The organism is Streptococcus danieliae, from assembly GCF_025447695.1.
In the GTDB taxonomy this organism is placed as follows: Bacteria; Bacillota; Bacilli; order Lactobacillales; family Streptococcaceae; genus Streptococcus; species Streptococcus danieliae.
Genome location: NZ_JAOBSU010000046.1, coordinates 1 through 13,052, shown reverse-complemented (window position 1 = coordinate 13,052; position 13,052 = coordinate 1). Strand labels below are relative to the sequence as shown.

Sequence of the window (13,052 nt, the reverse complement as noted above, 5' to 3'; positions counted from 1 at the left end):
GAACCCGACCTAATCAACCTTGCGGGGGTGGGACTACGAACTAATTTTGAAAAAAATTAGTTCTGTCCCACTCCCCTAGTCTCAGCCTCATACTAGCTCCTCCTAAAAGCCCAATAAAAAAGGAGATTGGAAATCCAACCTCTTTTTCAAGTTTTTATTAAACGCGTTCAACTTTACCTGATTTAAGCGCACGAGCTGAAGCCCAAACCTTTTTCGGTTTACCGTCAACCAAAATTGTAACTTTTTGAAGATTTGGTTTAACAGCACGTTTTGTTTTGTTCATCGCATGAGAGCGGTTATTACCAGATACAGTTTTACGACCTGTAAAATAACATACTTTTGCCATCTTGTCATTCCTCCTATTTAGTTTTAAGGGTTCTACACCACATACCGTAAAATATTACCATACTTTCCATTATTTGGCAAGATATCAACTCATCTTTTTCCAATTTTTCTCCCTAAGAAGACCAATCCTTCTGCTAAAACAAAACCAAGGGCCAAGGAAAAACAAATGAGTAGGGTCCTGACAAAAAAGGACTGGCCCTGCAAAACATCCCCCTGGGCAAAATAGCGCATAGACGTAGCAATGGTACCCCCAGGGACCAGAGAGATCATACAGGGGATGGACAAGATATTAACCGGCGTCCCAATGCGTTTGGCAAAAACATTGGACAAAACACCAATCATCAAGCTAGCCACCAAATTGGCCAACCAAATCCCACCAGTCAAATCTAGAATCAGCAGATAGGCAATCCAGGCCAGACCACCGGTCAGAGCTGAACTCAACAAGGTCTGGCGTGGAGCATTAACCATCATGCCATAGCCCAAACTCCCACACAGACTCAACAGAAATCCTAAGAAAAAGCTCATCACTCACCTCCTAGATCAAGGCCTGAAACAAGAGATTGGCCATCATTACCCCACCGCCAATAGCTGTCGCAATCAGCAGGGCATTAACAGCTCGGACCAAACCTGAAATGGTATGACCACCTAAAAGCTCTCTCAAGGAATTGGTCAGAGCCACCCCAGGAACCAGGGGCATTAGGGAAGAAATCAGAAGCACTTCAAAGGTCTGACCCCAGCCTAGATGGTAAAAACCATTGATCAGCATCGAAATCATAAAGGCGGATAAGCCCACAGCCAAATAAGGGGGAACCATCCAGCGGCTGGCCTCGCGATTCAAGAAATGGGCAAAAATCCCTAGGAAAAAGGTCAATAGAAAATCAGAGAAGGGAGCCAAGTCAACCAAGTTGGGAGCCATGGATACAAAACCAGCTCCCAAATACTGTTGCCAGAGAGGAAAATGAGGGACTCCTTGAGAGAGCCGCTCCACCTCTCGAGTAAACGTTTCAAAATCAATCTGCCCTTGGGAAAGTTGACGGGATAAATGATTGAGGTCATGTACCATCTGCAGGTCAACCTGGTAGCGAGGAACCTTGACCACATAAGAGCGTCCACTGTCCTGATTCACTAATAAGATCGATGTCATCGTCACATGGCAAATCACAGGAACCCCGACAGCCTTTCCGACATAATCAATTGTCGATTCGACACGTCCTGTCTCGGCCCCACTGGACAACATTAAATAGGCAAATTGACCTGTAACTTCCAGTAGCTCTTTTTCCTGCATGACCCCACTCCACCTTGTCTTTTATTTTTGTGCCGCTTGAATCAAACCTGCAAATAGCTGATTCATCAAGGGAACGGAAGCATGAAGCATTTCTGGATGCCATTGAACCCCCAAATAGAAGGGATAATCTTCATGTTCAATCGCTTCCACAATCCCATCTGCTGAAAAAGCCGTCGCCTTAAAGCCTTGCCCCAACTCACGAACTGCCTGGTGGTGAAAGGTGTTAACCATCACATGATTTTCCCCCATCAGCTCGTGTAACTGGCTACCTTCTTCAATATCCACCAGATGAGTCACCAACTCTGGTGAATGTCCCTGAAGATGCTTGATTTCAACATCCTTCATATAGGAAAGATCCTGCCAAAGACTACCGCCGTGTAGGACATTCATAACCTGCATCCCACGGCAAATCCCTAATACAGGGATCCCTTTGGCCAAGGCCTTTTCCACCAAGAGGGAGTCAAACCAGTCTCGCAATTCCCAGGTTTCACCAATTTTTTGCATAGGCTCTTCTCCATAATATTGAGGCGTCACATCATGACCCCCAGATAGAATTAAGCCATCTAGTTGATCGATATAGGTTGACAGAACTTCTTCATCATCAACAACCGGCAAGATAAACGGAATTCCTCCATTTTGAAGAACCGACTGCACATAATCTTCGTTGACATAGGCCCGCCGGTAACCTTCCGAAGAACCATAGCTGGTCAACAGAACACTTCCCGAAATTCCAATAAGAGGTCTTTTCATGTCACTTACTCCTTATTTTCTGAAAAACTTATCCTATATCATACCACTTTCTATTCCATTTTGAAACAACTCTGATTCCTACGGATATCGGGGGCTTCGACTGGTACTCCCCAAACACATTTTAGGCATCGTACTGCCGTAAAAATTGAGACAGTCTCACCAATCCCTGCTCTAAAATATCGGTCTGCGTGCAGTAGCCCAAGCGAGCATAGCCAGGCTTATCAAAGCGATTCCCAGGGACCAGAAGGACCCCTTGTTCTTGCAGGAGTCGGATGCAGAAGATCTCCGTATCCTCGGGAATATCCAATTTTATAAAGGAGGTGGAAACATGTCGAGGGAAAATAACCGAAACCCGTGGTTCCTGTTCCACCCATTTTTTAACAAGCTCAAGATTACGATAGACAATCGAGCGATTCCGTTCCAGGACCAAGTCCCGATGCCGGAGGACATGGGTTGCTAGAAAGTCATCAAAAACCCCTGCACAAATCATTGTGTAATCGCGGTATTTCCGGAAACGATCAGACAAGTCCGCATTCGCAACCACCCAACCAACACGAACGCCGGGAACAGAATAGGTCTTAGACAAGCTGTTAGTAGAGATTCCCCTTTCATAGAGATCCACAATAGCTGGTATCTCCAGCCCCTCTTCTAAGGGTTGGTAGACCTCATCCGCCAAGATATAAGCTCCCACCTCACGCGCAATACTCACCAATTCCTCCAAATAAACCCGGTCCATAACAGCCCCCGTGGGATTGTTAGCATTGTTGATACAGATCAGCTTGGTCTGGGGCCGAATGAGAATCCTCAACTCCTCTAGAGACGGGAGCCACCCCTGCTCCTCCTGAATCTGCCAAAGGCTGACCTCAGCCCCAAAGGATCGCGGAATATCCACCAATTGCTGGTAAGTTGGGTACATGGAGATCACATGATCTCCCAGCTCCACCAAGGCATACAAAGCCAAATGATTAGCCCCCGTAGCCCCATTGGTTTGGAGAATTTGAGTTGGTTGAACCCCTTGATAGAGTTTGGCCACTTCCTCCTTGAACTCGGGCGACCCTTCGATCCACCCATAGTTCATCGTTTTCCCTAAAACCTGGGCTAACAGAGTTTCCTTACCCACATCTCCCAGCTCTAGAATCTCGTCCAAGGTCATCGACGCGATGGACGAACCGGCAATATCGTAAACAGCATCATTCTCCCAGATATTTAGCCATTCCTCGACCCCAAATACTTGAATGTCCATAGTTTTTCTCCTTTTTTATTATTATAAAAGAAGGAAGTAGGCTTACGCAATCTACTTCTTCCAAAGACAAATACTCTTTCTGCATGTCTTCACACATCGTTAGTTTGACCTTGGCTCATTTTCGTGATGCTAGCTCCTCTGTACTAAAAGCAAAGAAACCTGATTCATCAATTGAGATGACTCAGGTTTCTGTGTTATAGCATCATTTCGTCATCAACCAAGGCTTGGCCACTGTTTTTGTGGAAGAGATCCAAGAGGTTTTGGACGGTAAGGTTAGCTTTTTCTTCCCCTTTGACGTCCACAACAATGCGACCTTGATGGAGCATCACCAAGCGGTTTCCATACTCGATGGCATTTTCCATATTGTGGGTGATCATCAAAGCTGTTAGCTTGTCTTTTTCGACAATTTTTTTGGTCAAATCCATCACCATATCACTGGTTTTCGGATCCAAGGCAGCTGTGTGCTCATCTAGAAGCAGAACCTTTGGTTTTACCAAGGAAGCCATCAACAGCGTTAGGGCTTGGCGTTGGCCTCCGGATAGGAATTGGGTGTCCACTTTCATCCGGTTTTCCAAGCCCAAACCAAGTTCTTTCAAGGCTTCTTTAAAAATTTTCCGTTCAGAATCTTTAACTCCCCAGCTGAGGCCCCGTTTTTGACCACGACGGTAGGCTACAGCCATGTTTTCTTCAATCGTCAAACGTGAGGCTGTTCCCATTTTGGGATCTTGGAATACACGACTGATGTCAACAGCCCGTTTCGCAGCAGATACCGTCTTGATGGATTTCCCTTCTAGAAGAATGTCTCCTGAGTCAACCAACAAAGTTCCGGCCAGGGTATTCATCAAAGTTGATTTCCCTGCCCCGTTTCCACCGATAATGGAGATGAAATCTCCTTCTTCAACCTCGAGGTTCATTCCCCGAAGAACATGGTTTTCATTGATGGTTCCAGCTTCGAAGGTTTTATGAATATCTTGAATGGATAAAATACTTGTCATCTTGCTGTCCTCCTATGCCGTTTTGTCTGTCACATTAATCTTACGCACGCGCAACTTATTTTGAATTTCTGGCACAAAAAGAACAACGGCCAAGAGAGTTGCTGAGAAGAGTTTCACAAGATCCGCATCCATACCTGGAATTTCCAAGATAGCCAAGATAATCAGGCGGTAGATCACCGAACCCAAGACAACTGAGAGCAGGCGCCAACCAATGCGCAGATTGCGTAGAATAACTTCTGCAATAATCACAGAAGCCAAGCCGATAACGATGGTACCAGTCCCTGAGTTCAAATCCGCAAAGCCATTGTTCTGTGTGAGCAAGGCACCACTCAAAGCAATCAGCCCATTCGATAGCATGTAGCCATAAATTTTCATACGGTTAACATTGATTCCATTGGCCTCACTCATCGGAATATTGTCCCCCGTTGAGCGCAGCGCCAAACCAATCTGCGTATTCATCAACAAAGTTAACAAGAGAATCACAACAGCCACAAAGAGACTTCCGATAATGAGAACAGCTGTTGTTTTGCTCAAACCCAGACCCTGCAGTTGGGTAACCAGAGTCTCCTGGCGAAGAAGAGCGACATTGGCCTTACCTAAAATCTTTAAATTAATGGAATACAAACCTGTTAAGGTAACAATCCCTGTCAAAAGAGCTGGGATTTTCATCTTGGTATGGAGAAGTCCGGATACCAAACCAGCTCCCATTCCGGCCACAAAGGCCAACAAAGTTGCAAGTAGAGGGTTCATCCCCCCAACAATTCCTGTGGCAGCCACAGCTGCCCCAAGGGGATAAGCTCCCTCAGCCGTCAAATCGGCAATATCCAAAATGCGATAAGTCACATAGACACCGATGGCCATAATCGACCACAAAAGCCCCTGTGATACACTTGATAAAATAAGATCCACGTTCTACTCCTTTTAGGAGATTAGAGACACAGTCGTCATTGTCTCTAATCCCAACAATTTCACCTAATCTTTTACAGTTAATTTACTTGTATCAATTCCCAGTTTCTTAGCCATCTCTTCATTGACATGAAGGCTAACGGTTTCGGGATACTCAACCGCCATATCAGCAGCTTGTGCTCCTTCGAGAATTTTCAAAGCCATCTTGGCTGTCTGCCGTCCCAAAGCTTCATAGTTGGTTCCATAAGTTAGGAGACCACCCTCATCCACCATGTCTGTCGAACCACCAATTACAGGAACCTTGTTGCTAACAGAAAGTTCACCAATCATGGTCATGGTTGAAGCTACCGTGTTATCTGTTGGAATGAAGACAGCATCCACATCCTTCATCAAGCTGGTAACCGCATCCTGCACCTCATTGGTATTTGAAATCCCCTTCAAGACCACCTTATAGCCCGCTTTTTCGAGCAAAGGTTGAGCTGTTTCGACCTGCACTTCCGAATTCCGTTCACTTGTGTTATAAAGAATTCCAACTGTTTTGGCATTCGGTACAGCTTGTCCCAATAATTGAACTTGTTTGTCAATCGGTGCCTGGTCACTGGTACCTGTCAAAAAACCTCCTGGCTTTTTGATGGATTCTACCAAATCAGCCGATAGGGGATCTGTAACCGCCGTGAAAAGAACCGGTGTGTCTGTTGAAGCTGTGGCCAAACTTTGAGCTGCTGGAGTTGCAATCGCCAGAATCAAGTCATTGTTGCTCGCCAGTTGCTCCGAAATCGTTTGGAGATTGGCTTGGTCTCCTTGGGCATTTTGATAATCCAAGGTGAGCTTCTCACCCTCTTTATAACCATTGTCAGCCAACTCGGCTTCAAAGCCTTCCCGAGCTGCAGTTAGGGAATCATGCTCCATGTACTGAAGAATCCCAACTTTGACACCCTTCGCATTTCCAGATCGGCTTTGAGTGCTCGAACAAGCCGCCAAACCAAGAGCTGCCAGACCGATTAATGAGGTTATGAATAAATATTTTCCAATTTTTTTCATAGATTCTTCCTTTATTTCTCTAAGGCTTTAATGGTTTCTGGATCAATTTCCAGAACCTTAGCCATCTCTTCATTCACTGCAATACTTGCTTTTTCAGGTGCTTTCACCGCTAAATCAGCCGGTTTTTCCCCTTTCAAGATATCAACCGCCAATTCACCAGCTTGAACACCAATCGCATGGTAGTCTACCCCGTAAGTAAAGAGGGCTGCGTCAATCACAGCATTGTCTCCGCCCATAGCAGGGACTTTCGCTTCTTTCAATACATCCCCAATAGTACCAGCTGTCGAAGCAACTGTCGTATCAATTGGGAAGTAGATGGCATCTACCTGTCCTGCAAGAGACGTAACCGCTTGTTGGACATCATTGGTGGTTGTTACTGTTTTGATAACAACCTTGATTCCCTTGTCTTTCAAGATTTTCTCTGCTTCTTTGGCTTGAGATTCTGAATTGACTTCACTGGAGTTGTAGAAAATACCCACCGTTTTCGCATTCGGAACGACTTTCAACAACATCTCTAATTGTCCTTTTACATCCGCAGAATCCGTTGACCCCGTCATGCTTCCACCAGGTTTTTCCAAAGAATCCACCAAACCAGCTGCAATCGGATCAGTAACAGCTGTAAAGACCGATGGTGTTTCAGCATCCACACTCAACAAAGATTGGGCTGCTGGCGTCGCAATGGCAAAGTTCACATCATTTTTTCCGCTCAACTGCTCGACCATGGTTTGGAGATTAGCCTGATCTCCTTGAGCATTTTGAAGGTCAACCTCTAGATTATCCCCTTCTTTGTATCCTGCTTTTTCAAGAGCTTCCATAAAGCCTTGACGTGTTGAAGTTAGGGCTTCATGTTCTGCGTATTGGATAATCCCAACCTTAGTCTCTCCATTCTGACCACTTGATGCTGAGCAAGATGCTAACGTTACCGCGGATAAAAAGGCTACCGAACCTGTTAAAAACTTCTTAAATCGCATATTCATTTCTCCTCTTTGTCTTTTCCTTAAATGAGAACTTGGATACAAAAAACGGGACCGTTTCTGCTATCTAAACGGCCCCTTTTCAATTCAACTGTATGAAGAAACAGACTGATTTGACCTGCCACCTAGATATTCCATCTATGCAGGTACAGTCAAAACTACCACAGCTACATAGATACAAACGAAACGTTGTCGTGTTTGTATCCATGAAACTAGGCTACAAACACTATCTAAAAGTAGCTGTAGAAATATGTGTGATTCACTGCTGTTGTTTGGCTAGTTCTCAACATACCGTAGTTTTCCTTTCTCCATTTTTAAGGTTAAGGATATGGTAAACTATTTTGGAAAAGGTGTCAAGCCTTTTTCAGCTTTTTTTCCAATTTTTCTCCTCCAATAGACATAATTATAAAAGATTATAAAAGATCAAATGAATTATAAAAGATTATAAAAATTGAACTGAATTATAAAAGATTATAAAATAGTCATAAACTATCAAAGAATGACAAAGGAGGTAAAAATGACAAATCCTTTTACACTTGGTTTTGGTAAAAAACCATTCACCTATATCGACCGCACATCACAGACAACCATGATTCTAGAAGATATCACTTCTGCCAACCCTTCTTCACAAGCCTATATTCTAACAGGAGTCAGAGGAGTTGGTAAAACGGTTATGATGAATGAAATCGTTCGTCGCTTAAAAGACAGACATGACTGGATTACCATAAAACTAAACCCCAATCGCCCCTTATTCGAAAGTTTAGCCGCAAAATTATACGAAGAGCCCGAGATCGGAATTCTCTTTCATCAGGCAAAGCTAAATCTGTCTCTTTTCGGTTTAGGAATCGACATCGAACAGGTCCCTCCTGTCGTGAGCATCGAGATCGCACTGGAAAAAATGCTTTTGCAACTCCAGAAACATCAGAAAAAAGTTCTTATCGCTATTGATGAAGTTACAAAAACAGAGGACCTAAAAGCCTTTGTTTCTTCCTTTCAATTGTGGATCAGTGATAACCTACCCATATCTCTACTAATGACCGGCTTATATGAAAATATCTCTCTTCTTCAAAACGATTCAAGTTTGACATTCCTACACCGCTCTAAAAAAATCTATTTATCCCCTTTGAACTATCAATCCGTTGCCAAATCCTACCAAGAGATTTTCCAGGTATCCGATACCGAAGCTGTGGAAATGAGTAAATTGACCAAAGGCTTCCCCTTCGCTTTCCAAGTACTAGGCTACCTCAAATGGACTGAACAAGAAAAAGAGCTTAGCCACCTCTTAAATGCCTTCGATGATTACCTCCAAGAATATGTCTACAATAAAATTTGGTCAGAACTATCTGACCTCGACCGAGAAGTTCTAGGAGCCTTTCTAGACAATCCCGACAAAGAGGTAGCTGTAAGTCTGCTTCGTGATCGTATCAATTTCCCCGCCAACAAATTTTCTGTTTACCGGGAGCGATTGATTCGAAAAGGCATTGTCAGGGCGAGCAAAAGAGGTTACTTAACCTTAACACTCCCCAGATTCCATGAGTTTTTGCAGCATATGGTGCTATACAATGACTACTAATTTTTTATGAACCTTGAGAAAACTCAGAACTTTTTAAAGTCTCCGAACCTTCCTCGCTTTTCAATTTCTTGGCTCGGGTGAAAAAGGTTCCCCGAACCTTCCTCGCTTTTCAATTTCTTGGCTCGGGTGAAAAAGGTTCCCCGAACCTTTTTCATCTTCTCTTCATTTTTCTCCTTTATACTAAAACCATACAAAAATGAAAAGAGGAGATCTACTCATGAAATCAATTTTAAAACATAAAGGACTTATTCTTATTTCTGTACTGGTACTAGGTGCTGCTGGTGTTGGATCTGCTGGTGTTTACGCTACTACTGATTCCTCATTCCAAGAAAGTCAGCAGGACTGGGATTGGGATGAGCAGTTCGATTGGGACTGGGATGACGAAGACGATTGGGATCAGGATCAAGCGCGAGACCAAATCATCAAACAAATCCGCGACGTAAATCCGAAACTTAATTTTGAAGCAGCGGCCAAGGCTGCCCTAAAGGAAGTAGGATCTGCAACTATCACAGATATCAACTTAGAACGCTACAACCAGCAAGTCATTTATGATGTCCGCCTCGAATCCAAGGATCGGGAAATCAAGTTGGAACTCGATGCCACTAGCGGAAAAGTACTACGCAAATCCGAAGAGCCTCTGGAAGCGGATGATAAACTCAAGGCTCAACCGAAAAAATCAATCGCTGAAGTTGAAAAAGCCCTTCTAAAGGAATATCCTGCCGCAAAAATCTTGGATATTAGCTTAGAAAACACCAGTAAATCTATCACCTATCAAGCAGAAATCTTAAACGGCGATAGCTTCCAAGAAATTCTCGTCAACGCAAAAGATCTGAGCCTGGCTGAAGCCCCAAATTAGTAATCCAATCAAAGACCAGTAAACTCCGAGTCCCTTAAACTCGGGGTTTATACCCTTACTCACTCATTTTTAGGCTCGGATTTGCTATACTGAAAGAAATAGAAAAGAGGTAAAGATGAAACTGCTGATTGTGGAAGATGAATTGGATTTAAACCGTAGCTTGGTCAAGCTGCTCAAGACCCAAGCCTATAGTGTTGATGCAGCCTTTGATGGGGAGGAGGCTTTGGATTATCTAGCTACCAGCGATTACGATGCCTTGATTGTAGATGTCATGATGCCGCGTATGGATGGTTTCACCCTGGTTCAAACCCTGCGGCAGCAGAACCAACAAACCCCCATCCTCTTTTTAACCGCCAAGGATAGTCTAGAGGACAAGGTCCGGGGGCTGGACTTGGGGGCTGATGATTACCTGGTCAAGCCCTTTGAATTCCCTGAACTATTGGCTCGTTTGCGAGCCATCACTCGGCGGGAACAGCCTACTGTTTCATCCTCGCAAATTCAGATTGGGACCGTCCGTCTCGATTTGAGCAGCCAGCAGGTCTGGAAGGCGGAACAGCTGATTCCGCTAACCGCCAAAGAATATAAGATCCTGACCTACCTGATGAGCCATCGGGGGCAGGTTCTATCCCGCGACCAGATCCGAGAGCATGTCTGGGATTTCGACTACGACGGTGATTCCAATAATATTGAAGTGCTAATTAAAAATATCCGCCGCAAACTCCAAGAATCTTCCAAAGATTCCTTGATTCAAACCAAAAGAGGCCTCGGCTATGTCATTTTTTAATTCCCCGACCAAAAAGGGACATTCCTCCATTATCCGGCGGGTCAATGCCTGGTATTCCGGTTTTATTCTGCTGATTCTCTTGAGCTTTTTTGGAATCGCCTTTCTCTTAAGCCATTCCCTAGCCACCTCTGTCGACCAAGCCTTCCTCCAGGAGGAAGCCATTGACACAGCCCAAGCCCTCGCTGAGGATGAAGATGAACTAGAGGGCTTCGATGATGGGATCTATTATTCCATCTACGATGAAAACAACCAGGCCCTGCAGCCCTTTTTCCCGAGCGATTTTGATACCAGACTCCCCTTCTCCAAGGGACAGGTTTTAGAAACCTCTGGGAAAAACCAGAACTACTACTATGTGGATATCACCATCCCCGGCAGCAAGCACTGGCTTCGTGCTGTCACCAGCCAAAATACTAGTAACCCAGAGTTGCAGTTCTTTATCCTCACCCTGGCCGTGATTGCTCCCTTTTTGCTGGGAATTATTAGCTGGGGTGGGTATCGCATCTTAAAAAGCGCCTTCCAGCCTGTTGAAACCATTGGCCAAACAGCCGATCGTATTCGCCTCAGCCAGGATTTTTCTCAAAGAATTCCACAAGGAAACAAAAACAATGAGCTGACACAACTGGCGGCCACCATCAACCACATGCTGGAAACCATTGAAAGCAGCTTCCAACGCGAACGCCAGCTGACCAACGATGTCTCCCACGAGCTGCGCACACCGCTAACGGTGATTCTCTCGGAAAGCCAATACGGACGCGACTACGCCCAGGAACTAGCCGAAGCCCAGGAGTCCCATGGCATTATTCACCGCCAGGCCCAACAAATGAAGGCCCTGGTTGAGCAGATTCTAGAGCTGGCTCGTCTGGAAAAGAGTAATCCAACAGACTTCCAAACCATCGCCTTCTCAGAACTGGTAACCGAAAAAGGGCTGGACTTCCGCAGATTGCTGGAAGCAGAGGGCATTCAGGTTGTCCTAGATGTTCAAAGCAACATTCAAGTTCCCGGCCAAGCCATTCAGCTACAGCGCCTGCTGGATAATCTACTCTCCAATGCCCGCAAATTCACCAGTGACTGGATCCATATCCAACTCGAAACCCAGGCAGACCAAGCCAGCCTAAGCATCTCAGACAACGGCCCCGGCATTCCCGCCGATCAGATCGACCGCATCTGGGAAAAATTCTATCAAATTGCTCAAGACCGCAACAAAAACCACGGACAGGGAATCGGCCTCGGGCTCTCCCTAGTCCGCGAAATTGTTCACCAACACCACGGACAAATCCAGGTTCAATCCCAGTCCAACCAAGGCAGCCGCTTCACCGTAACCCTGCCCTTGGTAAAAAGAACTCCTTAAAAGAGCCAAAAAACCGCGCAAATGCGCGGTTTTTTGAATTTTATTCACAATAACGACTGGCGATAATGTTTTTGACTAGGACTTGAACATTGGCCAAGGTCGTCTCTGTTTCCAGGGCTTGAGACAAAGGAAGCACCTGTCTTTGAATCGAAAAAGTGGCTAAGAAGAACTCCTTAAACGCAGTTAGCTCTTCAACACTGCCACCTAGGGCAATAACCGGGACACCAGCTGCTTTGGCGGTTTGCGCAACTCCGACCGGCACCTTTCCTTGCAGACTCTGCCTGTCCAGACGCCCCTCACCGGTAACCACCAAGTCTGCACCTTGTACCGCTTGAGCCAAACCTAACTTATCTGCTAGAAACGAATATCCCGGTTCCAGAAATCCCCCCAGAATCACCACAGTAGCTCCCAGACCGCCGGCTGCACCTGTTCCAGGAATCGCCTGTAAATCTAGACCCATTTCCTGCTTAATCCGAAGTACCTGATCTTGAGCAAGTTGATCCATGGCTACTACCTGCTCTGGAGTCGCCCCCTTCTGAGGACCAAAAACAGCCGCATAGCCTCGAGGACCTGCATAGGGATTGGTCACATCAGTCAGCCCCCGCAAGGTCACTTGGGAAAGTCGCTCCCGATCTGCTAGAGTGAGCCCCTCCAGTAAGCCACGACCACCATCAGAAGTTCCACTCCCACCTAGGGTCAAAACCAATTCCTGACAACCACGATTCAGCGCATCGCGGAATAAAGCCGCCAACCCAAGACTTGTCGCCCGCTCAACCGTTTCAGGTGACGGATCAATCTTATCAATCCCCACAACACGCGCCGACTCAATGTAAGCTGTTTGTCCACTGATAAAGTAGGTAACTCGAAGAGGACGTTCAACCCAAATTATTCATACCTCAAACAACTCCGTGTAAATAGCTAAAAAATCATCAGAAATTGCCAAAAAACAATG

At 45.4% G+C, this 13,052-nt stretch carries 14 protein-coding genes; 4 read left to right on the top strand and 10 right to left on the bottom strand.

The window, feature by feature from the left end; translation table 11 throughout:
* Positions 1-157: 157 nt before the first annotated feature.
* The 9 genes from rpmB to N4310_RS04445 form a co-directional block, all read right to left on the bottom strand.
* The gene (gene rpmB / locus N4310_RS04485) at positions 158-346 is read right to left on the bottom strand and encodes a 50S ribosomal protein L28 (protein WP_002885786.1); all 189 of its coding nucleotides are present in this window, start codon (positions 344-346) and stop codon (positions 158-160) included.
* 89 nt (positions 347-435) lie between these two features.
* On the bottom strand, positions 436-870 hold the full coding sequence (locus tag N4310_RS04480) for a threonine/serine exporter family protein (protein WP_160333250.1): 435 nt from the start codon (positions 868-870) through the stop codon (positions 436-438).
* Between the two features lie 10 nt (positions 871-880).
* Positions 881-1,630 (bottom strand): threonine/serine exporter family protein, encoded by a 750-nt coding sequence (locus tag N4310_RS04475; protein ID WP_262092224.1) that lies wholly within the window; start codon positions 1,628-1,630, stop codon positions 881-883.
* A 21-nt stretch (positions 1,631-1,651) separates the two neighbouring features.
* Entirely contained in the window at positions 1,652-2,380 is a 729-nt protein-coding gene (locus N4310_RS04470) for a gamma-glutamyl-gamma-aminobutyrate hydrolase family protein (protein WP_262092223.1), read from the bottom strand.
* 121 nt (positions 2,381-2,501) lie between these two features.
* Positions 2,502-3,623, bottom strand: a complete 1,122-nt coding sequence (locus tag N4310_RS04465) for an aminotransferase (protein WP_262092221.1) — start codon at positions 3,621-3,623, stop codon at positions 2,502-2,504.
* 194 nt (positions 3,624-3,817) lie between these two features.
* Positions 3,818-4,618: an ABC transporter ATP-binding protein gene (locus tag N4310_RS04460; protein WP_160333246.1), complete on the bottom strand. Its 801-nt coding sequence runs from the start codon at positions 4,616-4,618 to the stop codon at positions 3,818-3,820.
* Between the two features lie 12 nt (positions 4,619-4,630).
* Positions 4,631-5,527 (bottom strand): ABC transporter permease, encoded by an 897-nt coding sequence (locus tag N4310_RS04455; RefSeq protein WP_262092220.1) that lies wholly within the window; start codon positions 5,525-5,527, stop codon positions 4,631-4,633.
* Positions 5,528-5,590: 63 nt separating this feature from the next.
* Positions 5,591-6,565, bottom strand: a complete 975-nt coding sequence (locus tag N4310_RS04450; protein ID WP_262092219.1) for an ABC transporter substrate-binding protein — start codon at positions 6,563-6,565, stop codon at positions 5,591-5,593.
* Between the two features lie 11 nt (positions 6,566-6,576).
* Positions 6,577-7,536: an ABC transporter substrate-binding protein gene (locus N4310_RS04445; protein ID WP_262092218.1), complete on the bottom strand. Its 960-nt coding sequence runs from the start codon at positions 7,534-7,536 to the stop codon at positions 6,577-6,579.
* Positions 7,537-8,056: 520 nt separating this feature from the next.
* On the opposite strand from N4310_RS04445, the gene N4310_RS04440 reads away from it, so the two are divergent.
* From N4310_RS04440 to N4310_RS04425, 4 genes are all read left to right on the top strand, one after another.
* Positions 8,057-9,112 (top strand): ATP-binding protein, encoded by a 1,056-nt coding sequence (locus tag N4310_RS04440; protein ID WP_262092217.1) that lies wholly within the window; start codon positions 8,057-8,059, stop codon positions 9,110-9,112.
* A 217-nt stretch (positions 9,113-9,329) separates the two neighbouring features.
* Positions 9,330-9,968, top strand: coding sequence for a PepSY domain-containing protein (locus N4310_RS04435; protein ID WP_262092215.1), 639 nt, complete (start codon positions 9,330-9,332; stop codon positions 9,966-9,968).
* 115 nt (positions 9,969-10,083) lie between these two features.
* On the top strand, positions 10,084-10,752 hold the full coding sequence (locus N4310_RS04430) for a response regulator transcription factor (protein ID WP_262092214.1): 669 nt from the start codon (positions 10,084-10,086) through the stop codon (positions 10,750-10,752).
* Complete coding sequence (locus tag N4310_RS04425; RefSeq protein WP_262092213.1) at positions 10,739-12,100, top strand: sensor histidine kinase; 1,362 nt, start codon at positions 10,739-10,741, stop codon at positions 12,098-12,100. The genes N4310_RS04430 and N4310_RS04425 overlap by 14 nt, the downstream gene beginning before the upstream one ends.
* Before the next feature lie 40 nt (positions 12,101-12,140).
* On the opposite strand, the gene N4310_RS04420 is transcribed toward N4310_RS04425, so the two are convergent.
* Positions 12,141-12,986: a glycerate kinase family protein gene (locus N4310_RS04420; protein WP_262092225.1), complete on the bottom strand. Its 846-nt coding sequence runs from the start codon at positions 12,984-12,986 to the stop codon at positions 12,141-12,143.
* Between the last annotated feature and the right edge of the window lie 66 nt (positions 12,987-13,052).